21 protein-coding genes are annotated in these 24,035 nt (G+C 70.9%); 11 read left to right on the plus strand and 10 right to left on the minus strand.

The annotated features are described in order from the left end of the window. Positions 1–55: 55 nt before the first annotated feature. From ACZ5CW_RS35660 to ACZ5CW_RS35670, 3 genes are all read left to right on the plus strand, one after another. Positions 56–814, plus strand: a complete 759-nt coding sequence (locus ACZ5CW_RS35660; protein WP_468608933.1) for a class I SAM-dependent methyltransferase — start codon at positions 56–58, stop codon at positions 812–814. Positions 815–989: 175 nt separating this feature from the next. Further along, positions 990–1,478: a SigE family RNA polymerase sigma factor gene (locus tag ACZ5CW_RS35665; protein ID WP_468608935.1), complete on the plus strand. Its 489-nt coding sequence runs from the start codon at positions 990–992 to the stop codon at positions 1,476–1,478. Next, on the plus strand, positions 1,475–2,206 hold the full coding sequence (locus ACZ5CW_RS35670) for a hypothetical protein (RefSeq protein WP_468608937.1): 732 nt from the start codon (positions 1,475–1,477) through the stop codon (positions 2,204–2,206). The genes ACZ5CW_RS35665 and ACZ5CW_RS35670 overlap by 4 nt, the downstream gene beginning before the upstream one ends. A gap of 54 nt (positions 2,207–2,260) precedes the next feature. Here the strand turns inward: ACZ5CW_RS35670 and ACZ5CW_RS35675 are convergent, their stop codons facing one another. From ACZ5CW_RS35675 to ACZ5CW_RS35685, 3 genes are read right to left on the minus strand one after another with little or no spacing between them, the layout of a single operon-like run. After that, positions 2,261–3,013, minus strand: coding sequence for an amino acid ABC transporter ATP-binding protein (locus ACZ5CW_RS35675; RefSeq protein ID WP_468609055.1), 753 nt, complete (start codon positions 3,011–3,013; stop codon positions 2,261–2,263). Positions 3,014–3,063: 50 nt separating this feature from the next. Beyond that, positions 3,064–3,996 (minus strand): amino acid ABC transporter permease, encoded by a 933-nt coding sequence (locus tag ACZ5CW_RS35680; RefSeq protein ID WP_468608939.1) that lies wholly within the window; start codon positions 3,994–3,996, stop codon positions 3,064–3,066. A 38-nt stretch (positions 3,997–4,034) separates the two neighbouring features. Then, complete coding sequence (locus tag ACZ5CW_RS35685) at positions 4,035–4,994, minus strand: ABC transporter substrate-binding protein (protein ID WP_468608941.1); 960 nt, start codon at positions 4,992–4,994, stop codon at positions 4,035–4,037. 603 nt (positions 4,995–5,597) lie between these two features. Here ACZ5CW_RS35685 and ACZ5CW_RS35690 point away from each other — a divergent pair. The 4 genes from ACZ5CW_RS35690 (at position 5,598) to ACZ5CW_RS35705 (ending at position 8,903) form a co-directional block, all read left to right on the plus strand. Then, complete coding sequence (locus tag ACZ5CW_RS35690; protein WP_468608942.1) at positions 5,598–6,821, plus strand: NAD(P)-dependent malic enzyme; 1,224 nt, start codon at positions 5,598–5,600, stop codon at positions 6,819–6,821. Between the two features lie 198 nt (positions 6,822–7,019). Further along, entirely contained in the window at positions 7,020–7,985 is a 966-nt protein-coding gene (locus ACZ5CW_RS35695) for a zinc-binding dehydrogenase (protein WP_468608944.1), read from the plus strand. Between the two features lie 136 nt (positions 7,986–8,121). After that, positions 8,122–8,331 carry a helix-turn-helix domain-containing protein gene (locus ACZ5CW_RS35700; RefSeq protein ID WP_468608946.1) on the plus strand — a complete coding sequence of 70 codons (210 nt, stop codon included), beginning with the start codon at positions 8,122–8,124 and terminating at the stop codon, positions 8,329–8,331. Further along, the gene (locus tag ACZ5CW_RS35705; RefSeq protein WP_468608948.1) at positions 8,331–8,903 is read left to right on the plus strand and encodes a Clp protease N-terminal domain-containing protein; all 573 of its coding nucleotides are present in this window, start codon (positions 8,331–8,333) and stop codon (positions 8,901–8,903) included. Before ACZ5CW_RS35700 ends, ACZ5CW_RS35705 begins: the two co-directional genes overlap by 1 nt. Before the next feature lie 146 nt (positions 8,904–9,049). Here the strand turns inward: ACZ5CW_RS35705 and ACZ5CW_RS35710 are convergent, their stop codons facing one another. The 7 genes from ACZ5CW_RS35710 to ACZ5CW_RS35740 all read right to left on the minus strand — a co-directional run bounded on the left by ACZ5CW_RS35710 (position 9,050) and on the right by ACZ5CW_RS35740 (position 18,304). Further along, entirely contained in the window at positions 9,050–10,102 is a 1,053-nt protein-coding gene (locus tag ACZ5CW_RS35710; RefSeq protein ID WP_468608950.1) for a PadR family transcriptional regulator, read from the minus strand. A 1-nt stretch (position 10,103) separates the two neighbouring features. Continuing rightward, a complete protein-coding gene (locus ACZ5CW_RS35715; protein ID WP_468608952.1) occupies positions 10,104–11,084 on the minus strand; it encodes a DUF4097 family beta strand repeat-containing protein in 981 nt (326 codons plus the stop codon). Positions 11,085–11,239: 155 nt separating this feature from the next. Further along, on the minus strand, positions 11,240–11,419 hold the full coding sequence (locus ACZ5CW_RS35720) for a DUF6104 family protein (protein WP_028420339.1): 180 nt from the start codon (positions 11,417–11,419) through the stop codon (positions 11,240–11,242). Positions 11,420–11,544: 125 nt separating this feature from the next. After that, positions 11,545–15,351, minus strand: coding sequence for a multifunctional oxoglutarate decarboxylase/oxoglutarate dehydrogenase thiamine pyrophosphate-binding subunit/dihydrolipoyllysine-residue succinyltransferase subunit (locus ACZ5CW_RS35725; RefSeq protein WP_468608955.1), 3,807 nt, complete (start codon positions 15,349–15,351; stop codon positions 11,545–11,547). Positions 15,352–15,654: 303 nt separating this feature from the next. Next, positions 15,655–16,776, minus strand: a complete 1,122-nt coding sequence (locus ACZ5CW_RS35730) for a HAMP domain-containing sensor histidine kinase (protein WP_468608957.1) — start codon at positions 16,774–16,776, stop codon at positions 15,655–15,657. Next, positions 16,773–17,513, minus strand: a complete 741-nt coding sequence (locus tag ACZ5CW_RS35735) for a response regulator transcription factor (RefSeq protein ID WP_468608959.1) — start codon at positions 17,511–17,513, stop codon at positions 16,773–16,775. The genes ACZ5CW_RS35730 and ACZ5CW_RS35735 overlap by 4 nt, the downstream gene beginning before the upstream one ends. 113 nt (positions 17,514–17,626) lie before the next feature. Next, positions 17,627–18,304 carry a spermine/spermidine synthase domain-containing protein gene (locus ACZ5CW_RS35740; protein WP_468608961.1) on the minus strand — a complete coding sequence of 226 codons (678 nt, stop codon included), beginning with the start codon at positions 18,302–18,304 and terminating at the stop codon, positions 17,627–17,629. A gap of 187 nt (positions 18,305–18,491) precedes the next feature. On the opposite strand from ACZ5CW_RS35740, the gene ACZ5CW_RS35745 reads away from it, so the two are divergent. The 4 genes from ACZ5CW_RS35745 (at position 18,492) to ACZ5CW_RS35760 (ending at position 23,861) form a co-directional block, all read left to right on the plus strand. Then, positions 18,492–19,316, plus strand: coding sequence for a rhomboid-like protein (locus tag ACZ5CW_RS35745; protein ID WP_468608963.1), 825 nt, complete (start codon positions 18,492–18,494; stop codon positions 19,314–19,316). A 232-nt stretch (positions 19,317–19,548) separates the two neighbouring features. Continuing rightward, positions 19,549–21,969: an endopeptidase La gene (gene lon / locus ACZ5CW_RS35750; RefSeq protein ID WP_468608965.1), complete on the plus strand. Its 2,421-nt coding sequence runs from the start codon at positions 19,549–19,551 to the stop codon at positions 21,967–21,969. A 104-nt stretch (positions 21,970–22,073) separates the two neighbouring features. Next, on the plus strand, positions 22,074–23,063 hold the full coding sequence (locus ACZ5CW_RS35755) for a serine/threonine-protein kinase (RefSeq protein ID WP_468608967.1): 990 nt from the start codon (positions 22,074–22,076) through the stop codon (positions 23,061–23,063). A gap of 138 nt (positions 23,064–23,201) precedes the next feature. Beyond that, positions 23,202–23,861: a hypothetical protein gene (locus tag ACZ5CW_RS35760; protein ID WP_468608969.1), complete on the plus strand. Its 660-nt coding sequence runs from the start codon at positions 23,202–23,204 to the stop codon at positions 23,859–23,861. The last annotated feature ends 174 nt before the right edge of the window (positions 23,862–24,035 follow it).

A 24,035-nucleotide genomic window follows, 5' to 3' on the forward strand; every position in this document is an offset into this window, starting at 1 on the left:
TAACAGCCGGTCGTGCATCCAGGGTATTACGCGCAACGAGGGGAGACGGCGTTCCATGACCACGAGTACGGGAACCGACTGGGCGGCCTGGCAGGAGAGCTGGGACCGGCAGCAGGAGTGGTACATGCCGGACCGCGAGGAACGCTTCCGGATCATGCTCGACATGGTCGAGGCGCTCGTCGGCACGGCCCCGCGCGTACTCGACCTGGCGTGCGGCACCGGCAGCATCACCGCCCGGCTGCTCGCCCGCTTCCCCGAGGCCACCAGCACCGGGGTCGACCTCGACCCGGCCCTGCTCGCCATCGCGCGCGGCACCTTCGAGGGCGACGACCGCGTCTCCTTCGTCACGGCCGACCTCAAGGATCCCGACTGGCCGGCGAAGCTGCCGTACGACTCCTACGACGCCGTCCTGACCGCCACCGCCCTGCACTGGCTGCACAGCGAACCCCTCGCGGCCCTCTACGGTCAGGTCGCGGAACTCGTCCGCGACGGCGGTGTCTTCATGAACGCGGACCACATGATCGACGAGACGACGCCCCGGATCAACGCGGCCGAGCGCGCCCGGCGCCACGCGCGCATGGATCAGGCCAAGCACGACGGGGCCCTGGACTGGGCCGAGTGGTGGCAGGTCGCGGGCCGGGACCCCGTTCTCGCCGAACCGACCGCCCGGCGCTTCGAGATCTACGGCGAGCACGCCGACGGGGACACGCCCTCGGCGGCCTGGCACGCGCGGGTGCTGCGCGAGAAGGGCTTCGGCGAGGCCCGGCCGGTGTGGTGCTCGCCGTCGGACACCTTGCTGCTGGCGCTGAAGTAGGCCGGCCGCCGCCCCACCGAGGGGGCGGCACGGGAGGGCCGCGCAGGCGGTACGGGACAGCTGCGGAGGCGGTACGAGAAATTCGTACCGCCTCTTCCGCGTCCCCGGCGCCCGCCCACCGCACTGGTACCGGTGAGACGGTCCGTATCCGGTGGACCGGCGGAAAGGGGGAGGGATGACGCGGGGCGCGGAAGCGGCTCTGCACGCCTTCGTCGAGGGCAGACGCACGGCGCTGTTCCGCAGCGCCTACCTGCTGTGCGGCAACCGCGACGAGGCGGAGGACCTCGTCCAGACGACCCTCGTCAAGGTCGTCCTCGGCGCGCGCAGGCACGGGCGGCTGGAGAACCTCGAGGCCTATGCGCGCAGAACGCTGGTCAACACCTTCATCTCGGCCCGCCGCCGGTTCTGGCGGCGCGAGCAGGCGTACGGCGACGTACCCGACGTGCCGGGAAGGCCGGAGGACAACGACACCGGACTGATGGTGCGGGCCGCTCTCGCGGGGCTCGCGCCCAAGCAGCGGGCGGTGCTGGTACTGCGCTACTGGGAGGACCTCAGCGTGGCCGCCACCGCCGAACTGCTCGGGATGCGGGAGAGCACGGTCAAGAGCCACACGGCGAGGGGACTGGCGGCACTGAAGGCCGCGGTGCGGGAGGAGCACGTATGAGGGACGACGACATGGCGGTACGGGAGCTGCTCGGGAGGGCCGTCGACGACGTGCCGGTGCCGGCCGGGCGGGGCGGCGAGGCCGTCTTCGCAGGGGCAGCCCGGGTGCGCAGGCGCCGCCGGGCGGCGGTGACGGCCGCGGTCGCGGCCGTGGTCGCGGCGGGGGGCGCCATCGGGACCGGGGGGCTGCCCGGGCGGGGGGAGCAGAGCGTGGCCGCCTCGCCGACCGCGGAGGAGGCCGGGTTCGGCAAGCTGCTGCCGCCGAACGCCGGAAAGGTGCGGGAGGTGTCGCTGGGACAGCTCATCAAGGGGACGAAGAAACCGCTCGGCGGGAAGAGGACCGGGCCCTACGACGGGGACTACGCGCTCGAGCGCGACGGGGGCACCGGCTATCTCACGGTCCGGGTGACCGAGAAGGCCGAGGACGTCGACCCCGATCCGTGCGCCTTCCCGCACGAGATCCCCAGAAAGGAGGACTGCACCGGCGAGAAGGTGGCCGGCGGCGCCCTGCTGACCATCTGGCGGTGGCCCGCGCAGAAGGCGGTCCAGCCCGCCTACAGCGGTCCCGAGCTGAACGCCCGCCTGCTCCTGAGGAACGGCACGGTGCTGGAGATCCGTGACTGGACCGGCTTCGCGGGCCGGGGCTCGCAGGGCCCGGTGCTCAAGACGTTCCCGCTCACCCGGGCCCAGCTGCGGCAACTGGCACTGAAGCCGGACCTGTTGCCGTAGCGGCATGGGGAAGGGCGGTACGGGCGTCCCGTACCGCCCTTCCCCGGCGAAGCGTCAGAGCACCTTCGACAGGAACGACTGCGTCCGCTCGTGCTGCGGGTTGGTCAGGACCTCCCGCGGGTGGCCGGACTCGACCACCACACCGCCGTCCATGAACACCAGGCTGTCGCCCACCTCGCGGGCGAAGCCCATCTCGTGGGTGACGACGACCATGGTCATACCGGACTCGGCGAGGTCACGCATGACGTCCAGGACGTCACCGACCAGCTCCGGGTCCAGGGCCGAGGTCGGCTCGTCGAACAGCATCAGCTTCGGGTCCATCGCGAGGGCCCGGGCGATCGCCACGCGCTGCTGCTGGCCGCCGGAGAGCTGCGAGGGGTAGTGCCCGGCCCGGTCGGCCAGTCCCACGCGCTCCAGCAACTGCATCGCCCGCTCGCGGGCCTGCGCCCTGCTCACGCCCCGCACCTGGACCGGCGCCTCCATGACGTTGTCCAGGGCGGTCATGTGCGGGAACAGGTTGAAGCGCTGGAAGACCATGCCGATGTCCCGGCGCTTCGTCGCGACCTCGCGGTCACGCAGCTCGTACAGCTTGTCGCCCTGCTGGCGGTAGCCGACCAGCTCGCCGTCGACGTACAGCCGCCCGGCGTTGATCTTCTCCAGGTGGTTGATGCACCGCAGGAAGGTCGACTTGCCGGAGCCGGAGGGGCCGATGAGGCAGAAGACCTCGCCCGGCTTCACCTCCAGGTCGATGCCCTTGAGTACCTCGACGTGACCGAAGGACTTGTGGACGCCCTGCGCCTTGACCATCGGGACGGTCCCCGTCGGCGGGGTGTCCTGCGTCTTGCTCAGCTTGTCGGTCATGCCGTGACCTTCCTGCTCGACAGGGTCGTCAGGTGGGCCCTGATCTTCTGCCACGGGGTCGGCGGGAGGCTGCGGCTGGAGCCGCGGGCGTAGTAGCGCTCGACGTAGTACTGGCCCACGCTCAGGACCGAGGTCATGATCAGGTACCAGGCCGCGGCGAGGAAGTACATCTCGACCGGGGCGCCGGAGTTCTGGCCGATGTCCTGGGCGTAGCGGAACAGCTCGGGATACTGGACGGCCGCCACGAGCGAGGTCGTCTTCAGCATGTTGATCACTTCGTTGCCCGTGGGCGGCACGATCACGCGCATCGCCTGCGGGATGACCACCCGGCGCAGGGTCTTGCTGTGGCTCATGCCCAGGGCGTGGGCCGCCTCGGTCTGGCCCTCGTCCACCGCGAGCAGGCCGGCCCGGCAGATCTCGGCCATGTACGCCGCCTCGTTCAGGCCCAGGCCGAGCAGCGCCGTCAGCAGCGGCGTCATGAAGTTCGACCAGTGGTCCTTGTAGAGCGGCATCAGGTTGATGTACTCGAAGACCAGGCCCAGGTTGAACCAGAGGAACAGCTGGACCAGGACCGGGGTGCCGCGGAAGAACCAGATGTAGAACCAGGCGATCGAGGAGGTCACCGGGTTCTTCGACAGGCGCATCACCGCCAGGACGATGCCGCCGACGATGCCGATCACCATCGACAGGACCGTCAGCAGGAGGGTCTTGCCGACACCGGTCATGATCCGGTCGTCGAAGAAGTAGTCCGGCACCGCGTGCCAGTTGATCCTGCCCTGGCCGAACGCGTAGACGATCGCGACGAGGATCGCGATCGCGATGACGGCGGAAACGTATCGTCCGTAGTGCCGGACCGGGATGGCCTTGATGGCCTCCGGGCCGGCCGGGGGAGTGCCCGGCTCCCCGGCCGTCTTCTTGATGTCAGTCACGGGTGTTGCCTCTCAGTGGCCGCTCGGATGACCGCGGGTCACTTGCCGCCGTTGACCACGGACTCCTTGACGGCGCCGTCCTGGGCGCCCCACTTCTCGAGAATCTTGCCGTACTCGCCGTTCTTGATGATCGCGTCCATCGCGGCCTTCAGGGCGTCCCGCAGCTGGGTGTCGGTCTTGGAGACCGCGATGCCGTACGGGGCCGCCTCGACCTGCTCGCCGACTATCTCGAAGTCCTTGCCGCCGCCGGACGTCTTCACGGCGTACGCGGCGACCGGGAAGTCGGCGGACACGGCGTCCGCGCCGCCCGAGCGCAGACGGGTCTGGGCCTGCTGGTTGTCGTCGAAGGCCTCGATGGCGAGCTTCTTGCCGCTCGGACACTTCTTGGCCTGCGCCTTGGCCAGGTCCTCCGAGGTGGTGCCGCGCTGGACGGCGAGCTTCTTGCCGCAGAGGTCCGACCAGTTCGTGATGCCCTGGGTGTCGCCCTTGCGCGTGTAGATCGAGACGCCGGCGGTCAGGTAGTCGACGAAGTCGACGCCCTCACCGACCTTCTTGCCGGTGTCCGGGTCGACACCCTCCTGGCGGTTCTTGTTGTCGGTCATCGCCGACATCGCGATGTTGTAGCGGTCCGAGCGCAGACCGGTGAGCAGGCCGTCGAAGGTGCCGTTCTCGAACTGGAACTTCACTCCGAGCTGCTTGCCCATGGCCGCCGCCAGGTCGGGGTCCAGGCCGACGACGTTGCCGGAGGAGTCCTTGTACTCCACCGGCGCGTACGCGATGTCCGATCCGACCTTGATGACACCCGCGCTGCGGATGTCCTGCGGGAGCTTGTCGGCGAGCGGGGCGCTGCCGGCGGACGCGCTGCCGGAGTCGTTGTTCTTGTCCTTGGTCTGGTCACCGCAGCCGGTGAGCAGCAGGGCGCCTGCGACCGCGATCGCACCGACCGCGGCCAGACGGGAGTGCGCGGCGGTGGTACGACGGGTGGAGCTTGCGGTCATCGTGGTTCCTCCGGCGGATGGGAAGAGTTGCCGATGGGTCGACGGAAACACACACCTTCGGGTGTCGCGACCTCGTGGGTTTACCGCATCTTGCCATTCGGACTACGCCATTCAGGGGAGTCGCAATGTCAAAATCGGATAACGGGTGACCCCCGAACCGCATCAGGTCGGTACATCCCTGGTCCATCACCGCCGAACCATCTGCGGGAATCAAGCCTTCCAGCCGGAAAATCTTCAGCGTGTCTCACGATGTGATCACTCGGGCCTCCGCCCCTTTCGCGCCGTTCGGGCCCTTCGTCGCCGCGCCGCGCAGCCCTTGGCATGCCCTGGGCGGCCGGGCCGCCGATCCGTCAGCCGCGCGTCACCTCCGCGTGGCTTCCCGCTTCCGGGATGTGACCTTGCACCTAATGGACTCGTCGCGGGTACCGTCCGTCCGGTAAGAAGGTTCTTTACACCCCTCATCCGGGGCTCAGGGCGCGTGTGCGGCGCGCCCGTCGCGTATGTGCTCGTACGTATCCGCAATCGAGCCGTACGCGGTGCCCGCCCACCCCTCACCAGGAGTGGTCGACCCTCAAACCATGCATAGCTAAGGGGTAAAACAAAGTGGCAGCGGAGATCGTCAATCCTCGCAGCGACGACACCACGGATCAGGACGGCGGGGCCGAGCCCCTCGATTCCTTCGATCCGGCGTTCGCGCTGCACCGCGGAGGCAAGATGGCCGTGCAGGCCACCGTGCCGATCCGTGACAAGGACGACCTTTCCCTCGCGTACACGCCCGGCGTCGCTCGCGTGTGCACCGCGATCGCGGAACAGCCGGAGCTGGTCAACGACTACACGTGGAAGTCCTCGGTGGTCGCCGTCGTGACCGACGGCACCGCCGTGCTCGGACTCGGGGACATCGGTCCCCAGGCCTCCCTCCCCGTCATGGAGGGCAAGGCGATCCTGTTCAAGCAGTTCGGCGGCGTCGACGCCGTGCCGATCGCGCTCGACTGCACCGACGTGGACGACATCGTCGAGACCGTCGTCCGGCTCGCCCCGTCCTTCGGCGGAGTGAACCTGGAGGACATCTCGGCGCCCCGGTGCTTCGAGATCGAGCGCCGCCTGCAGGAACGCCTCGACATCCCGGTCTTCCACGACGACCAGCACGGTACGGCCGTCGTGACGCTCGCGGCGCTGCGCAACGCGGCGCGGCTGAGCGGACGCGAGATCGGGCAGCTGCGGGCCGTCATCTCGGGCGCCGGCGCGGCCGGTGTCGCCATCGCCAAGATGCTGGTCGAGGCCGGCATCGGGGACGTGGCCGTGGCGGACCGCAAGGGCGTCGTGTCGGCGGACCGGGAGGACCTGACGCCGGTCAAGCGGGAGGTGGCCTCCTTCACCAACAAGGCCGGCCTCACCGGCCCGCTGGAGGACGCCCTCGCGGGCGCGGACGTCTTCATCGGCGTCTCCGGCGGTACGGTCGCGGAGGCGGCCGTCGCCTCCATGGCCGAGGGTGCCTTCGTCTTCGCGATGGCCAACCCGAACCCGGAGGTGCACCCGGAGGTGGCGCACAAGTACGCGGCGGTCGTCGCGACCGGGCGCTCGGACTTCCCGAACCAGATCAACAACGTGCTGGCCTTCCCCGGGATCTTCGCGGGCGCGCTGCAGGTGCGGGCCACGCGGATCACGGAGGGGATGAAGATCGCCGCGGCGGAGGCACTGGCCTCGGTCGTCGGTGACGACCTCGCCGCCGACTACGTGATCCCGTCGCCGTTCGACGAGCGGGTCGCTCCCGCCGTGACGGCGGCGGTGGCCGCGGCTGCTCGTGCCGAGGGCGTCGCTCGTCGCTGACGTCGCACCGAATGGCCCCGTCCGCCTGGACGGGGCCATTTCCTTTGCCCGTCCGCCCGACCGTTCGAGTGACGGCGGGGGCGCCCTCGAGACCGGCTGGAGGCCGGGTGGGCTGTACGGGTGCTGGTGCGCAAGAGGGCATGTGTCACAGGGGCCCCTGGTTCCGTCGGCCGGGCGGCGGCACCTATCGTCGAGCCCATGTTCGCTGTCTACGCCGCCCGAATCGACCGCGACCAGCCGCTCACCGGCCTCGAGTTGGGGGAGCGCCCGGCTCCCGAGGCCCGTCCCGGCTGGAGCACCGTCACGGTGCGGGCCGCTTCCCTCAACCACCACGACCTCTGGTCCCTGCGCGGTGTCGGCCTCCCGGAGGACCGGCTGCCGATGATCCTCGGCTGCGACGCCGCCGGCATCGACGAGGACGGCAACGAGGTCGTCCTGCACTCCGTCATCGGCCAGACCGGCCACGGCGTCGGCCCGAACGAGCCGCGCTCCATCCTCACCGAGCGCTACCAGGGCACCTTCGCCGAACAGGTCGCCGTGCCGACCTGGAACGTCCTGCCCAAGCCCAAGGAGCTGTCCTTCGCCGAGGCCGCCTGTCTGCCGACCGCATGGCTGACGGCGTACCGGATGCTCTTCACCAACGCCGGGGTGCGGCCCGGCGACTCGGTCCTCGTGCAGGGCGCGGGCGGCGGTGTCGCCACGGCCGCGATCGTCCTCGGCAAGGCGGCGGGCCTCAGGGTCTTCGCCACCAGCCGGGACGAGGCGAAGCGGAAGCGGGCCCTGGAACTCGGGGCCGTGGAGGCGGTGGAGCCGGGTGCACGGCTGCCGCAGCGGGTGGACGCCGTCATCGAGACGGTGGGCGCCGCCACCTGGTCCCACTCGGTGAAGTCGCTGCGGCCGGGCGGCACGATCGTCATCTCCGGCGCCACCAGCGGCGACCGGCCCTCGCACGCCGAGCTGACCCGGATCTTCTTCCTGGAGCTGAAGGTGGTCGGCTCCACCATGGGCACCAAGGAGGAGCTGGAGGACCTGCTCTCCTTCTGTGCGGCCACGGGTGTACGGCCCGTCATCGACGAGGAGCTGCCGCTGGACCGGGCCCGTGAGGGCTTCGAACGGCTCGCCTCCGGGGAGCAGTTCGGAAAGATCGTGCTCACCAACTCCTGAATTCCGCTGTCCTTCTGAGGTTCCTTCGGCCCGGCAGGGCCGTCACGCGGGTCCGGTGTGCTCCGGGCCCGCTTTTCTCATGGCACGAGTGTCAACCACGGTTGACGCACGCGGTGTGTCAACGTACGTTGACATCATGACGAAGGCAACCGATCTGGCCGAGCGGGCCGGCGACCATGACCCGCGGGTCGGGCTGCGGGCCGTGGCCGCGCTGCGCAGGCTGCTGGAGCAGCTGGAGGCGGTGCAGGTGCGCAGTGCGCGCAATCAGGGCTGGTCGTGGCAGGAGATCGCCGCGGAGCTGGGAGTCAGCAGGCAGGCCGTGCACAAGAAGTACGGGAGGCGTTGATGTTCGAGCGGTTCACGAAGGACGCCCGGGCCGTGGTCGAGGGGGCGGTCGTGCAGGCGGAGGCGGAGGGGGTGCGGTCCGTCGGTGCCGAGCATCTGCTGCTCGCCCTCCTCGATCGCGAGGGCGGCCGGGCGTCCTTCGCGCTGTCCGCCCTGGGTCTCGTCGAGCACCGGGAGCCGGTCCGGCAGGCCCTGGGGGAGGCGCGGCGGCGTGCCGGGCTGACCCGGGCCGACGCGGATGCGCTGGCGGGGCTGGGGATCGACGTGTCGGAGATCGTGGCCCGGGTGGAGGAGGTGCACGGCGTCGGGGCGATGTCCGGGCACCGGGACGCCGGAGGCGGGGCCGAACACCGTCGGGCCGGGCGACGGCCGGGCTTCGGTCGCGGGGCGAAGGACGTCCTGGAGAAGTCCCTGCGGGTGGCTCTCGGCCGGCGGGACCGGCACATCGGGGACGAACACCTGCTGCTGGCGCTGACGATCCTGCCGGGGGTGCCGGGGGAGGTGCTGGCCGACGCGGGGGTGTCGTACGAGGGGGTCACGCGGGTGCTGTACGGGGAGACCGGGGTGGGCTGAGGGGAACGCCGGACGAGGCCACCGGGGTGGCCCGACGCCGGGTGGCGCGGCCGGCGGACGGACAGGGTCCGCCGGGCCGTTCGGTGCTCCGGGCCGTTCGGTGTTCCGTCCGGCCCGGGGCGGCAGCTCGCGCCGGTGGAAGAGGGTCAGGGGGTCGGTGGGCGGAGCAGGGAGGTGATGTGGGCTGCCGCTGTCGACAGATGGCGGCGGGCGTCTCGGAGCTGGTCCGGGGTGATGCCGTGGTCGCGGGCCGTGTCACGGATGTCGTCGCGGAAGCGGTCCAGGAGGCGGTCCAGGTCCCGGGCCGGGTCGCCGGTGAAGTCCTCGTGCGCCCAGGAGGGTTCGTATGCGGCAGGGAAGTCCTCCGGGGCGGCGGAGTAGTGCGGTTCGGCCGAGGGCGCGGACCTGGCGGTGCCGGCGGAGGAGCGGCCGAAGGCCCGGTCCTTGCCGAACTCCTTGCCGAACTCGCCGAACTCCTTCGCCAGCTCGGTCAGGCCCTCGCGGACGCCGGTCGGCCAGTCGCCGCGCGCGAAGTGGTCCTGGACGCGGTCCTGGACCCGACGGGCGATCCGCTGCACCTCCTCCTGCGCCTGCGCCCGAGCCCGCGCCTGGGCCTCCTGGGCCTGACGGCGGGCCTGCTGGGCCTCTTCGCGGGCCCGGCGGCTCTCGTCCTTGGCCCGGCGGGCCTGTTCCTTCCACTCCTGCTTGACCCGGCGCATCTCCTCCTTGGCGGCGCGCCAGGCCTCCTTGTCGCCCAGATCGCCGTACTCCCCGAAGGGGCCCGCCGCACCCCCCGCGGCCGTGCCGCCCCGGCGCGCCTCGGAGGCCGCCGCCCGCATCTCACGGCGCAGATCGCCCGCCGCCCCGCGTACATCGGCCTTTATCTCGGCGGCCAGTTCCGCGACCGACTCGCGGATCTCCAGCTCCAGGTCGGCCAGCTCACCGCTGCGGTCGGCCAGTTCGGCGCGGCCGGCGTCCGTGATGGAGTACACCTTGCGGCCGCCCTCGGTGGTGTGCCGGACCAGCCCCTCGGCCTCCAGCTTGGCCAGGCGGGGGTAGACCGTGCCCGCCGAGGGGGCGTACAGCCCCTGGAAGCGCTCCTCCAGGAGCCTGATCACCTCGTAGCCGTGGCGCGGGGCCTCGTCGAGCAGCTTGAGCAGATACAGGCGCAGGCGGCCGTGGGCGAAGACGGGAGGCATGTCAGAGCACCTTCTTGTCGGTCGTGCCGTCGGCCGGGGCGTCGGTGGCGTCGGCGCCCGTGCCGGAGACGGAATTCTCCCCCGCGGCGGCAGGCGCCTCGCCGACCGGGTCGGGTGTCGGTCCGGCGCCGGGGCTCCGTGGCGGCTCGGCCTCCCAGAGGGCGTCCTCCTCGTCGTCGTGGGGCGGGCGGCGCAGCAGGGCGATCGAACCGGAGACCGTGGTCGCCCGGAGCCTGCCGATGCCCGCGCCGAGCCGGCCGGTGATCTTGTGGGCACCCCACTGGCCGTGCACCCGCAGTCCGTCGAAGGCGTTGGAGATCGTGCCGCTCGCCGTGTTCGCCTCCACCTCGGCGTCGGCCGGATGCGGCAGGCGGATGGCGATCTCGCCGGAGACACTGGTCAGGCTGACCTCGGTGGGGCCGTCCGGGTCCAGGTCGACGATCATGGAGCCGCTGACCGAGTCGGCGCGGACGGAGCGGCCGGAGCCGTCGACCACCGTCAGGTCCCCCGAGACCGAGTGGAAGCGCAGGTCGCCGGTGACCGCCTGGGCCTCCAGGTTCCCCGAGACGGTGTCCGCGCGCACCGGGCCCGCGACGCCGACCAGGGTGGTGTCGCCGTTCACGCCCTTGATCACCGCCGGTCCGCGGATGCCGGAGACGACCGCGCCGGCGCCGACCACACCCACCTCCACGCGCGTGCCCGCCGGGACCGCCAGGGAGACGACGGCGCTGCGGCGCCAGCCCTTGCGGTCCAGCCACTTCAGGAAGCCCTTCCAGGGCAGGTCGTCGTAGGCCACCGTGAGGGTGCCGTGCTCGTGGGTGACCACCAGGGGTGGGCCCTCGATGTCCGAGACCTCCAGCCGGGCGGAACCCTCGTCCGTGCCCACCACGTTCACCGTTCCGTTGACGATGCGGACCCTCAGGTCGCTCACGGCGGTGTCGAAGGTCAGCTTCTGTGGCTCGGCGACGGACCACTCGGACATGGAGCCTCCTCGGCGGGACCGGGCCGCGACACGTCATATCGCGTCCGCTGTCAATCACGATATATCGTGGCCAGGGGAAGTCAAGGCACTCTTTCGGGGCATGCAAAAGCGGGGCGCCGTACCGGCGCCCCGCGCATGCATCGTGGAGGGACGACCTACTCGTCGTCCTCGTCGTCCAACCGGGCGAGCCAGGTCGCCAGACGCTCCACCGGTACCTCGAAGTCCGGGTTCAGGTCGACGAACGTCCGCAGTTGCTCGGCGAGCCACTCGAAGGTGATCTCCTCCTCACCGCGCCGCTTCTCCAGTTCTTCGATGCCTCGGTCGGTGAAGTACACAGATGCTCTCCTGTGGGTCGGCCCTGGGGCCAGGGGTTCTACCGCTCCAGCGTATGCGCAGGAAGGGCGAGGCCCCGAGTCCGTGGGATCTCGGGGCCTCGCCCTTCCGCGTGCGTGCCTGAGGCCTATGCCTCGAACACCTCACGCACCAGCTGCTCCTGCTCGGCCTGGTGGCGCTTGGCCGAACCCACCGCCGGCGACGAGGAGTGCGGGCGCGAGATGCGCCGCAGCCGCTCGCCCGCGGGGATGTCCGCGCCGACCGCCAGGTCCAGGTGGTCGATCAGGTTGAGCGCGATGAACGGCCAGGCACCCTGGTTCGCCGGCTCCTCCTGCGCCCACAGGTACTTCTCGGCGTTGGGGTACTTGTTGACCTCCGCCTGCAGCTCCGCACCCGGCAGCGGGTACAGGCGCTCGATGCGGATGATCGCCGTGTCCGTGGCACCGCGCTTGACCCGCTCGGCCTCGAGGTCGTAGTAGACCTTGCCGGCGCAGAAGACGACCTTGCGGACCGCGGCCGGGTCGACGGTGCTGTCGCCGATGACCGGGCGGAACTCTCCGCTGGTGAACTCCTCCGCCTTCGAGGCCGCGGCCTTCAGGCGCAGCATCGACTTCGGGGTGAAGACGATCAGCGGCTTGTGGTGCGGGTTGTGCACCTGCCACCGCAGGAGGTGGAAGTAGTTCGACGGGAGCGTGGGCATGGCCACCGTCATGTTGTTCTGGGCGCACAGCTGCAGGAACCGCTCGGGGCGCGCGGACGAGTGGTCCGGGCCCTGGCCCTCGTAGCCGTGCGGCAGCAGCAGCGTGACGCCGGAGGTCTGGCTCCACTTCTGCTCGGCCGAGGAGATGAACTCGTCCATGACCGTCTGGGCGCCGTTGACGAAGTCGCCGAACTGGGCCTCCCACATCACGAGCGCGTCGGGGCGGGCCAGCGAGTAGCCGTACTCGAAGCCCATCGCCGCGTACTCGGAGAGCAGGGAGTTGTAGACGTTCAGGCGGGCCTGCTCGTCGGAGAGGTACTGCAGCGGGGTGTACTCCTCGCCGGTCTCCCGGTCGATGAGCACCGCGTGGCGCTGGCCGAAGGTGCCGCGCTGGGAGTCCTGGCCCGCCAGGCGGACCGGGGTGCCCTCCAGCAGCAGGGAGCCGACGGCGAGGGTCTCGCCCATGCCCCAGTCGATGGTGCCGTCCTCGACCATCGCCGCACGGCGCTGCAGCTGCGGCAGCAGACGCGGGTGGACGGTGATGTGGTCGGGGATGTTGACCTGGGACTCGGCGATCCGCTTCACGACCTCCGCGGAGATCGCGGTCGGGACCGTGACCGGGAAGCCGTCCTGCGGCGCCCGGGCGTCTCCGGAGACCGGCTGCGAGGTGGCCTCGCGGACCTCCGTGAAGACCTTCTCCAGCTGGCCCTGGTAGTCCTGCAGGGCCTGCTCGGCCTCTTCCAGGGTGATGTCGCCGCGACCGATCAGGGACTCGGTGTACAGCTTGCGCACCGAGCGCTTCTTGTCGATCAGGTCGTACATCAGCGGCTGCGTGAAGGCCGGGTTGTCCGACTCGTTGTGACCGCGGCGGCGGTAGCAGATGAGGTCGATCACCACGTCCTTGTTGAACGCCTGGCGGAACTCGAACGCCAGACGCGCGACGCGCACCACGGCCTCGGGGTCGTCGCCGTTCACGTGGAAGATCGGGGCCTCGATCATGCGGGCCACGTCCGTCGCGTACATGGACGAACGCGAGGACTCGGGAGCCGCGGTGAAGCCGACCTGGTTGTTGATGACGATGTGGACCGTGCCGCCGGTGCGGTAACCCCGCAGCTGCGACATGTTCAGCGTCTCGGCCACCACGCCCTGGCCCGCGAAGGCCGCGTCGCCGTGCAGCGCCACCGGCAGGACCGTGAAGTCCGTGCCGCCCTTGTTGATGATGTCCTGCTTGGCGCGGGAGACACCCTCCAGGACCGGGTCGACCGCCTCCAGGTGCGAGGGGTTCGCGACCAGCGAGACCTTGATCTGCTCGCCGTCCAGGCCCGTGAAGGTGCCGTCGGCACCCAGGTGGTACTTCACGTCGCCGGAGCCGTGCATCGACTTCGGGTCGAGGTTGCCCTCGAACTCACGGAAGATCTGCGCGTACGACTTGCCGACGATGTTCGCCAGCACGTTCAGCCGGCCGCGGTGCGCCATACCGATGACGACCTCGTCCAGGCGCGACTCGGCGGCGCTGTCGATGACCGCGTCCAGCAGCGGGATGACGGACTCGCCGCCCTCCAGCGAGAAGCGCTTCTGGCCGACGTACTTCGTCTGCAGGAAGGTCTCGAAGGCCTCCGCGGCGTTCAGCCGGCGCAGGATGCGCAGCTGCTCCTCGCGCTCCGGCTTGGTGTGCGGGCGCTCGACGCGGTCCTGGATCCACTTGCGCTGCTTGGGGTCCTGGATGTGCATGAACTCGATGCCGATGGTGCGGCAGTACGAGTCGCGCAGCACGCCGAGGATGTCGCGCAGCTTCATCAGGGACTTGCCGGCGAAGCCGCCGACGGCGAACTCGCGCTCCAGGTCCCACAGGGTGAGGCCGTGCTCGGTGATGTCCAGGTCGGGGTGCTTGCGCTGGCGGTACTCCAGCGGGTCGGTGTCGGCCATGACGTGGCCGCGGACCCGGTAGGAGTGGATCAGCTCGAAGACCCGGGCGGCCTTGGTGACGTCGTCGTCGTGGCTGGCGTCGATGTCCTTGAGCCAGCGGACCGGCTCGTAGGGGATGCGCAGGGCCTCGAAGATGTCGTCGTAGAAGCCGCTCTCGCCGAGCAGCAGGTTCGCGACCTGGCGCAGGAACTCGCCGGAGGCGGCGCCCTGGATCACCCGGTGGTCGTAGGTCGACGTGAGCGTCATGACCTTCGAGATGCCGAGCTTGTTCAGGGTGTCCTGGCTGGTGCCCTGGAACTCCGCCGGGTAGTCCATGGAGCCGACGCCCATGATCACCGACTGGCCGGGCATCAGGCGCGGCACGGAGTGGACGGTGCCGAGGCCGCCGGGGTTGGTCAGGGAGACCGTGACACCGGTGAAGTCGTCCATCGTCAGCTTGTTGTCGCGGGCGCGACGGACGATGTCCTCGTAGGCCTGCCAGAACTCGAAGAAGTTCAGCGTCTCGGCCTTCTTGATGGCGGCCACGACGAGCTGGCGGTCGCCGTTGGGCTTCACCAGGTCGATGGCCAGGCCGAGGTTGACGTGCGGCGGCTTGACGAGGGTCGGCTTGCCGTCCTTCTCGCCGAACGACCAGTTCATCGACGGCATGGCCTTGATGGCCTGCACCATCGCGTACCCGATGACGTGCGTGAAGGAGATCTTCCCGCCGCGGGCGCGCTTGAGGTGGTTGTTGATGACGATGCGGTTGTCGAACAGCAGCTTCACCGGGACCGCGCGGACCGAGGTGGCGGTCGGCAGCTCCAGCGAGGCGTTCATGTTCTTCGCGACCGCGGCGGCCGGGCCGCGCAGCGTGATCAGCTCGGGGCCCGCCGGGGCCGCCGTGGCAGGGGCGGCCTTGGCCGTCGGCTGAGCGGGCGCCTGTGCGGGCTGCGCCGGCTTGGCCGGGGCGGGGGCCGCGGCCTTCGCCGCGGGGGCAGGGGCAGGGGCAGGAGCCGCTGCGGGCCGCGTGGGCGCCGGGGCGGCGGCCTGGGGGGCCGGAGCCGCGGGCTGGGCCTGCGGGGCCGTGGTGGTGGTCTCTGCGGCCCCCGCGGCCGCAGTACCCGCCGGAGCCGGGGTGGCAGGAGCCCCCGGCTTGTAATCGGCGAAGAAGTCCCACCAGGCGCGGTCTACCGAATTCGGGTCCTGGAGGTACTGCTGATAGATCTCGTCGACGAGCCACTCGTTCGGACCGAACGCGGCAGCGGGGTTCTTCCCGGTGGCTTGGTCCTCGGTCGAGACGCTCGGGTTACTGGGGGACTGTGGCGACACGGCGGCAACCGCCCTCTTCCGCTTCACAAGGTGATGGACAGCGGGAATAAAGGCTACGCCTCCAAGACCGCGAAGGTCAGGTCGAGCCCGTTCATCGTCGCGTAAGTCACACCGGAAATCTTGTTTCAGGGCTTGATATGGCGGGAAACAAGCGTGGTTCCGCATGGGGGGAGGGTGCACCGGCCCGGGCCCGGCGCGTCTTCGTTCGACGGGTGGCGCGGGCCTGCTCCTGATCACACGTGTCCAGCTGCGCGTAACGGCAGCGGCCGTCGTGGATCTTGTGCTTCCGGTTCGGACCCTACGTCAACTCGGGACGGAAGTCAGTCCCGGGAGAGTGACGATGATCCGGCAGCCCCGCTCGGATTCGGCCACACCGATCCGGCCGCCGTGCAGATCCACCGCCCACCGGGCGATCGCGAGCCCGAGCCCCGTACCGCCGTCGCTGCCCGGTCCGTGCGGCCGGGTCACCGCCCCGCGGTTGAACCGCTCGAACACCCGGTGCCACTCCGACCTGGGGATTCCGGGGCCTTCGTCCAGGACCTCCAGCTCCAGGGACTCCGACTCCGACTGCGGCCCGCGCCGCGCCTTCACCGTCACGCGGCCGTGCGGCGGGCTGTGCTTGACCGCGTTGTCGATCAGGTTCGCGACGACCTGGTGGATCCGCTCGGGGTCCGCGTGCGCGGTCAGCTCCGGCGGGGAGACGTCGAGATGCAGATGGACGTCCGTACGCGTGTGGCTGCCCGAGCCGGAGGCGATGCCCGCGCGCGCGGAGGCGACCATGTTGGCCTCCTTCAGCACGCCCGACAGGTACGGCCACACCTCGAAGCGCCGCATCTTCAGCGGTACGACCCCGTTGTCGAGGCGGGAGAGGTCCAGCAGCGTCTCCACCAGCCGGCCGAGCCGCTCGGTCTGCTTCAGGGCCGTGCGCATGGTCTCCGGGTCGGCCTCGGTGACCCCGTCGACGATGTTCTCCAGCACCGCGCGCAGTCCGGCGATCGGGGTGCGCAGCTCGTGCGAGACGTTCGCCACCAGCTCCTTGCGCTGCCGGTCCTGGGCCTCTAGCTCGTCGGCCATGACGTTGATCGTCCCGGCCAGATCGCCGAGTTCGTCCCGGCGGTTCTCCTTCACGCGGCGCGTGTAGTCGCCCTGGGAGATCGAACGGGCGACCGTGTTCATCTCGTCCAGCGGCATGGTGAGCGAGTGCGCCACGAACTGCGTGATCAGCAGGGTGGCGATCATCGAGAAGACCGTGATGAAGCGCAGCTCCGTCTTGGTGTGCACCGCGATCATCGACAGGCCTGTGGTGATCAGCACCGAGATGACGACCAGTGCACCCAGCTTGGTCTTGATCGAGAACGGGCGTACGCCGCCCCAGGGATCCTCCCCGGGGCTCCTCCGTGCGGCCTGGCGCCCGCCACCGCTCATGGGGTCGGCGTCTCCAGCGCGTAGCCCACGCCGTGCACCGTGCGAATGCGCTCGGCGCCGATCTTCCGCCGCAGCGCCTTGATGTGGCTGTCGACCGTGCGGGTGCCGGAGGCGTCCGCCCAGTCCCACACCTCGGCCAGCAGCTGCTCACGGGAGAGCACCGCGCGCGGGGTGTTCGCCAGGCAGACCAGCAGGTCGAACTCGGTGGGCGTCAGATGGACGTCCTCCGACTTCACCCGCACCCGGCGCTGCGCGTGGTCGATCTCCAGCTCGCCGAGCCGCAGGATCCCGGAGCGGGGCGTGGAGGCGGCGATGGCCGCCCGCTCCACGCGCCGCAGCAGCACGTGCACACGTGCCGCCAGCTCCCGCATCGAGAACGGCTTGGTCATGTAGTCGTCGGCGCCGACCCCGAGCCCGACCAGCATGTCGGTCTCGTCGTCCCGCGCGGTGAGCATCAGCACCGGCACGGGCCGCTGTGCCTGCACCCGACGGCAGACCTCGAGCCCGTCGAAGCCGGGCAGCATGATGTCCAGGATCAGCGCATCGGGCTGCCAGGCCTCGGCCGTGTCGACGGCGGCCGGGCCGTCGGCCGCCGTTTGCACGAGAAATCCCTCGGCGCGCAGCCGGGCCGCGATGGCGTCGACGATCGTCGGGTCGTCCTCGACGACCAGCACCCGGCGCTGTGCGCCCGGGGTGGTCGTCGCCGCGCCGCTCTGGGAGGTGTGTGTCTGCTCCATCGCCCGCCCCTGCTTGTTGCTTTCCGGAACCCGTGGGGTGATCCCATGTCTGCGATTGACGCTTGAATGATCCGCGTCAGGGCAGCACATTACGGGGACTCACCGTGCTGTCGCTATCCAGGTCGGACGCCGAGGTGCACGACGTCCGGAACGCCCCGGGCAACGGGCACCTCTTCGGTACGCACCTGCCGGAACCCGGCATTCCACAAGGTTCCTTCAAATTCCGGAGAGGGTTTCGCCGACCAGACCGCGAGCACCCCGCCAGGTCTCAACGCCCTTGCGCAGGTGGCGAGTCCGGTGCTCGCGTAGAGACTGCCGTTGTCCTCGGTGACGGTCCAGCCCGGCCCGTTGTCGATGTCGAGGCACAACGCGTCGAACGTGTCCGATGTCTCATTGACGTGCGCCACCAGATCGGCTTCCACGATCTCGGTGCGCGGATCGGCGAGCGCGCCGGCGGACAGCTCGGCCAAGGGTCCGTGGTGATGCCAGTCGATGACGGCGGGCTCCCGCTCCACCACCACGATCCGCCCCCAGCGCGGGTCGGCGGCCGCGTGTGCGAGCGAGAACCCCACGCCCAGCCCGCCGATCAGCACGTCCGGCGCCGGGCGTCCGTCCAGCGCGGCGTACGCGGCGTCGATCAGCAGCCGCTCCGAGCGGCCGTCGGAGGTGTCCATCAGGAAACAGCCGTTGGCGATGATCTGCAGCAGAGCACCGTGCCTGCGCAGCACCACTTCGCCGTACGGGCCGTCGCGCCGGTCCAGGACCACGGGTGAGTCGTACGCGGCAGTCATGCACCCATCCTGCTGGAACGAGGCTCGGCCTTCACGGCAATTACGGAGAACGCGCGGCCGGGCCGGCCAGGCGCGGACGCGGCCGGAACGTGAGAGGTTGCTGTGAATCCGCTCTCGCGTGGCGTCGGTCATAGACAGCGGCCCGGTGAACGCGAAGGGTGGGGCGCGACGGAAGGAGCGCCTCACCGTGGAACGGATCGCGCCGGGCCCTGGGACAGCCGCGTCACCGCCCCCGCCGGGCGCACCCCCTTCCGACGGCACCGCCGCTCTCCCGCCCCCCGCGATCGCCGGCCTGCTGAACGGCGTGCCGCGCCAGCGCACCGCGACGGCGCCCGCCCCGGCCCCGGCCGAGACGCGTCCGGCCGCCCCGGCCCCGCGCTGGTGGCACCTGCTCCCCACTCCGGCCGGCACTCCGTTCACCTTCGCCTACGCGGCCGTTCTGGCCGTCACCTCCGTGGTCGCGGCCCTGGCCGACCCCGCACTCGTGCACACCCTCCACGAGAACTCCAGTACGGACGTGGCCCATCTGCTGCGCACACCCGTACTGGTGCTGCTGGCGAGCGCGGTGTGGATCGCGGGCGGGATCGTCTCGCCGTACGCGCTGGCCTTCGTGCTCGTGCTCACCGCGCTGGAGCGGCGGACAGGCGGGGCCCGCGCGGCCTTCGTGTTCCTCGCCGGACACGTCGTGGCCACGCTCGCCACCGAGGTCCCGGTGGGCCTGGCGGTCCTGGTCGGGCACCTTCCGCAGACCTCGTTGCACCGCCTCGACTACGGCATCAGCTTCGGCGTCGCCACCAGCATCGGCGCCCTGGCCGGCCTGCTGCGCCCGTGGCTGCGCGGGCCCCTGCTCCTGCTGGTGGCCGGCGCGCTCCTGAACGACCTGATCGCCTTCCAGGACCCGATGACCAACTGGGGCCACCTCATCGCCCTTTCGCTCGGTGTCGCCGGCTGGCCGCTGGTCCGGCGCTGGCAGCGGACGCCCACGGCGGCGCCGGGCCGCGGCACTTCCTGAGTCGGGGCAGGGGCGGCCGGCCGGGTCACGCGGAACGCTGCGCGCCCGGCTGCGAGCGCCCCGCGCCCGCGCACCGTCGCGCCCGCCACCCCTGCGGGCTCCACGCCCCCATGACCTGCGGGAACCGACGCGTCACCTGGTGATCGCTGACAGCGAACAGCCCCTCGGGAACAACACGGGAGCGCCATGCATTGAGTCGGCATAGCTCAAGTTGACTGCCTAAGGGGAGATCATGGCTGCTGAGTCCACGGCGTTCACGCTCGTGTTGCCCGTGCTGCCGCTCGACGACGAGGTCGTGCTGCCCGGGATGGTGGTTCCGCTGGACCTGAGCGACGCCGAGGTGCGCGCCGCGGTGGAGGCCGCACAGGCCGCCGCCCGGTCGGAGCCCGGGAAGCCCAAGGTGCTGCTGGTGCCGCGCATCGACGGGACGTACGCGAAGACGGGTGTGCTGGGCACGGTCGAGCAGGTCGGCCGGCTGGCCGACGGTGACCCCGGGGCTCTGATCCGCGGCCGGAGCCGGGTGCGCATCGGCGCGGGCACCACCGGCCCCGGCGCCGCGCTCTGGGTCGAGGGCGCCCGCATCGACGAGAGCGTGCCCGAACCGCTGCCGGGTCAGGCCGCCGAACTCGTCAAGGAGTACAAGGCGCTCGCCACCGCCTGGCTGAAGAAGCGCGGCGCCTGGCAGGTCGTGGACCGCGTCCAGGCCATCGACGACGTCTCCGCGCTCGCCGACAACTCCGGTTACTCACCGTTCCTCACCACCGAGCAGAAGGTCGAACTGCTCGAGACCGCCGACCCGGTGACCCGCCTCAAGCTCGCCACGCAGCAGCTGCGCGACCACCTGGCCGAGCAGGACGTGGCCGAGACCATCGCCAAGGACGTCCAGGAGGGCGTCGACAAGCAGCAGCGGGAGTTCCTGCTGCGCCGTCAGCTCGAGGCCGTCCGCAAGGAACTGCGCGATCTGAACGGCGAGCAGGAGGGCGAGGAGTCCGACGACTACCGTGCCCGCGTGGAGGCCGCCGACCTGCCGGAGAAGGTCCGTGAGGCCGCCCTGAAGGAGGTCGACAAGCTGGAGCGGGCCTCCGACCAGTCGCCCGAGGGCTCGTGGATCCGCACCTGGCTGGACACCGTCCTGGAGATGCCCTGGAACGAGCGGACCGAGGACGCCTACGACATCCAGGGCGCCAAGGCCGTCCTCGACGCCGAACACGCCGGGCTCGAGGACGTCAAGGAGCGGATCACCGAGTACCTGGCGGTGCGCAAGCGGCGCGGCGACCGGGGCCTGGGCGTCATCGGCGGGCGGCGCGGCGGTGCCGTGCTGGCCCTCGTCGGCCCGCCCGGTGTCGGCAAGACCAGCCTCGGCGAGTCCGTCGCGCACGCGATGGGACGCAAGTTCGTCCGGGTCGCCCTCGGCGGCGTCCGGGACGAGGCCGAGGTCCGCGGCCACCGCCGTACGTACGTCGGCGCGCTGCCCGGCCGGATCGTGCGCGCCGTCAAGGAGGCCGGGTCCATGAACCCGGTGGTCCTGCTCGACGAGATCGACAAGGTGGGCTCGGACTTCCGCGGCGACCCGGCCGCGGCCCTGCTGGAGGTCCTGGACCCGGCGCAGAACCACACCTTCCGGGACCACTACCTCGAGGTCGAACTCGACCTGTCGGACGTGGTCTTCCTCGCCACCGCCAACGTCCTGGAGGCCATCCCGGAGGCGCTCGCGGACCGTATGGAGATCGTCCGCCTGGACGGCTACACCGAGGACGAGAAGGTCGTCATCGCCCGTGACCACCTGCTCCCGCGCCAGCTGGAGCGGGCCGGCCTGGCCGAGGACGAGGTGACCCTCGACGAGAGCGCGCTGCGCAAGCTCGCCGGCGAGTACACCCGCGAGGCGGGCGTGCGCACCCTGGAGCGGTCCATCGCGCGGCTGCTGCGCAAGGTGGCCGCGCAGCACGAACTGGGTGAGCGGGAGCTGCCGTTCACCGTCCGGGACGAGGACCTGCGCGCTCTGATCGGGCGCCCGCACCACGTGCCCGAGTCCGCCCAGGACCCGGCCGAGCGCCGGACGGCCGTCCCCGGGGTGGCCACCGGCCTCGCGGTCACCGGCGCCGGTGGCGACGTGCTCTTCGTCGAGGCGTCCCTCGCCGACCCGGAGACCGGCGCGGCCGGCCTGACCCTGACCGGTCAGCTGGGTGACGTGATGAAGGAGTCGGCGCAGATCGCGCTGAGCTTCCTGCGCAGTCACGGTGCCGAACTGGAGCTGCCCGTGGGCGACCTGAAGGACCGGGGTGTGCACATCCACTTCCCGGCGGGCGCGGTCCCGAAGGACGGCCCGAGCGCCGGCATCACGATGACGACGGCCCTCGCGTCGCTGCTGTCCGGACGCCTGGTCCGCACGGACGTGGCCATGACCGGCGAGGTCTCGCTGACCGGCCGGGTGCTGCCCATCGGCGGCGTGAAGCAGAAGCTGCTCGCCGCCCACCGCGCCGGGGTGACCACGGTGATCATCCCCAAGCGCAACGAGCCCGACCTGGACGACGTCCCGGCCGAGGTGCTGGACGGGCTCGACGTCCACGCCGTGACCGACGTCCGCCAGGTCCTGGAGCTGGCTCTCGCGCCCGCCACGAACGGCGCGACGCCGGAGGTTCCCGTGGCGGCGTGACGGACGCCGCGGGAAAGGCGAGGCCCGGGTTCCATGAGGGAGACCCGGGCCTTGGCCGTGCCACGACCAGGCGCGGGCGGGGATCGGATCGGTAGAATTCAGGCGTGAGCGGGCAGGACGGCCGGCCCTCCGAACTGATCGGGACGGAGATCGCGGGCTACCGCGTCGAGCGGGAACTCGGCCGCGGCGGCATGGCCGTCGTCTACTGCGCCAAGGACCTCCGCCTCGGCCGGACGGTCGCCCTGAAGCTGCTGGCCCCCGAGTACACCCGCAACGACGCCTTCCGCCGCCGCTTCGCCCAGGAGTCGAGGGTCGCCGCCGCCATCGACCATCCCAACATCGTCCCCGTCTTCGAGGCCGGCGAGGCCGACGGGATCCTCTACATCGCCATGTGCCTCGTCTGCGGCCTCGATCTGCGCGCCCTGATCGACCGGGAGGGCCCGCTGCCGGTGGCCACCGCGCTGCGGATCGCGGCCCAGCTGGCGTCGGCGCTCGACGCGGCCCACGCGCGCGACCTGGTGCACCGGGACGTCAAGCCCGGCAACGTCCTGGTGGCCGAGGGCGTCGACAGCGACCATCCCGAGCACGTCTACCTCACGGACTTCGGGCTGGCGAAGAAGTCCCTGTCGCTCACCGGGTTCACCACGGCCGGCGAGTTCGTCGGCACCCTCGACTACGTGGCGCCCGAGCGGATCGCCGGACGCCCGGTCGACGGCAGGTCCGACCTGTACAGCCTCGCCTGTGTGGTCCACGAGACCCTCGCCGGTGCCCCGCCCTTCCAGCGCGCGGACCACCTCGACCTGCTCTGGGCCCACCAGTACGACCCGCCGCCCGCGCTGAGCGGGGACCGGCCGGACATCCCGCCGGCCGCCGACGACGTCCTCAGGCGGGCCCTGGCGAAGATCCCGGACGACCGCTACGGCTCCTGCCTGGAGTTCGTGGCCGCCCTGCGCTCCGCCATCGGGGAGGCCGCCCCGCGCGGCCGTACGCCGACGCTGGTGGACGTCCGGGTGGCCGCCGTCTGCGCGGACCCCGTGGGTCCGGTACCCGATCCGCCGGCCTGGGCCGGTCCGGTCCTCAGGGGACCGGCGTAATACCGGCCGTCTTTCTCCTCGTCAAGTCCCGAGTCCTCGGAACGTGACCCTGCTTTCGCGTTCCGGCCTACTTGAAGCACGGGCCGCACCGGAGACACCGGAAAACGAAAAGGCCCCCGAATCAAGTAGGAGAAAGCAATGCAGCGCAACAGCGAGAACCTCGGCGAGATCCGCACCAAGCGCGGTTTCCGTCTTTCGACGATGGTCGCCTCGGCCGTGGTCGTCGCCGGCGGGATCATCCTTCCCGCCACCGCCGCCTCGGCGGGCACGATGCCGGACTCGGCCGCGACGACGGTGGTCGGACACCACGCCAAGAAGGACCACCACAAGAAGGACCACCACAAGGACCACCACAAGAAGGACCACAAGAAGGGCACCGCGAATGGTGGTCCGGGCGGTAATGCCAAGACCAACAACGGTGGTACGGCGAATGGTGGTCCGGGCGGTAATGCCAAGACCAACAACGGTGGTACGGCGAACGGTGGTCCGGGCGGTAATGCCGAGACCAATAACGGTGGTACGGCGAACGGTGGTCCGGGCGGTAATGCCGAGACCGACAACGGTGGCACGGCGAACGGTGGTCCCGGCGGTGACGCCAAGACCAATAACGGTGGCACGGCGAACGGTGGTCCCGGCGGTGACGCCAAGACCAACAACGGTGGCACGGCGAACGGTGGTCCGGGCGGTAATGCCAAGACCGACAACGGTGGCACCGCCAACGGTGGACCCGGCGGTAATGCCGAATCCAGCAACGGTGGCACCGCGAACGGTGGCGCGGGTGGTGACGCCGAGGCCTGAGATTCATCTCGCTGACAGAAGTCGGTGAGCGGCGGTGGGGGGGGGGGGGGGGGGGGGGGGGGGGGGCGGCCGCCCCCCCCCCCCCCCCCCACCCCCCCCCTCGCCCCCCCCCCACCACCCCACCACCACCCCCCCCCCCCCCCTCCCCCCCCCCCCCCCCCCCCCCCCCCCCCT

The organism is Streptomyces sp. NPDC031379 (assembly GCF_055569615.1).

What these genes read in the sequence shown, in the direction of transcription:
- ACZ5CW_RS35660 (WP_468608933.1), top strand. Translation starts at nt 56, where the DNA reads ATGACCACGAGTACGGGAACCGACTGGGCGGCCTGGCAGGAGAGCTGG.
- ACZ5CW_RS35665 (WP_468608935.1), top strand. Translation starts at nt 990, where the DNA reads ATGACGCGGGGCGCGGAAGCGGCTCTGCACGCCTTCGTCGAGGGCAGA.
- ACZ5CW_RS35670 (WP_468608937.1), top strand. Translation starts at nt 1,475, where the DNA reads ATGAGGGACGACGACATGGCGGTACGGGAGCTGCTCGGGAGGGCCGTC.
- ACZ5CW_RS35675 (WP_468609055.1), bottom strand. Translation starts at nt 3,013, where the DNA reads ATGGTCAAGGCGCAGGGCGTCCACAAGTCCTTCGGTCACGTCGAGGTA.
- ACZ5CW_RS35685 (WP_468608941.1), bottom strand. Translation starts at nt 4,994, where the DNA reads ATGACCGCAAGCTCCACCCGTCGTACCACCGCCGCGCACTCCCGTCTG.
- ACZ5CW_RS35695 (WP_468608944.1), top strand. Translation starts at nt 7,020, where the DNA reads ATGTTCGCTGTCTACGCCGCCCGAATCGACCGCGACCAGCCGCTCACC.
- ACZ5CW_RS35700 (WP_468608946.1), top strand. Translation starts at nt 8,122, where the DNA reads ATGACGAAGGCAACCGATCTGGCCGAGCGGGCCGGCGACCATGACCCG.
- ACZ5CW_RS35705 (WP_468608948.1), top strand. Translation starts at nt 8,331, where the DNA reads ATGTTCGAGCGGTTCACGAAGGACGCCCGGGCCGTGGTCGAGGGGGCG.
- ACZ5CW_RS35710 (WP_468608950.1), bottom strand. Translation starts at nt 10,102, where the DNA reads ATGCCTCCCGTCTTCGCCCACGGCCGCCTGCGCCTGTATCTGCTCAAG.
- ACZ5CW_RS35715 (WP_468608952.1), bottom strand. Translation starts at nt 11,084, where the DNA reads ATGTCCGAGTGGTCCGTCGCCGAGCCACAGAAGCTGACCTTCGACACC.
- ACZ5CW_RS35730 (WP_468608957.1), bottom strand. Translation starts at nt 16,776, where the DNA reads ATGAGCGGTGGCGGGCGCCAGGCCGCACGGAGGAGCCCCGGGGAGGAT.
- ACZ5CW_RS35735 (WP_468608959.1), bottom strand. Translation starts at nt 17,513, where the DNA reads ATGGAGCAGACACACACCTCCCAGAGCGGCGCGGCGACGACCACCCCG.
- ACZ5CW_RS35740 (WP_468608961.1), bottom strand. Translation starts at nt 18,304, where the DNA reads ATGACTGCCGCGTACGACTCACCCGTGGTCCTGGACCGGCGCGACGGC.
- lon (WP_468608965.1), top strand. Translation starts at nt 19,549, where the DNA reads ATGGCTGCTGAGTCCACGGCGTTCACGCTCGTGTTGCCCGTGCTGCCG.
- ACZ5CW_RS35760 (WP_468608969.1), top strand. Translation starts at nt 23,202, where the DNA reads ATGCAGCGCAACAGCGAGAACCTCGGCGAGATCCGCACCAAGCGCGGT.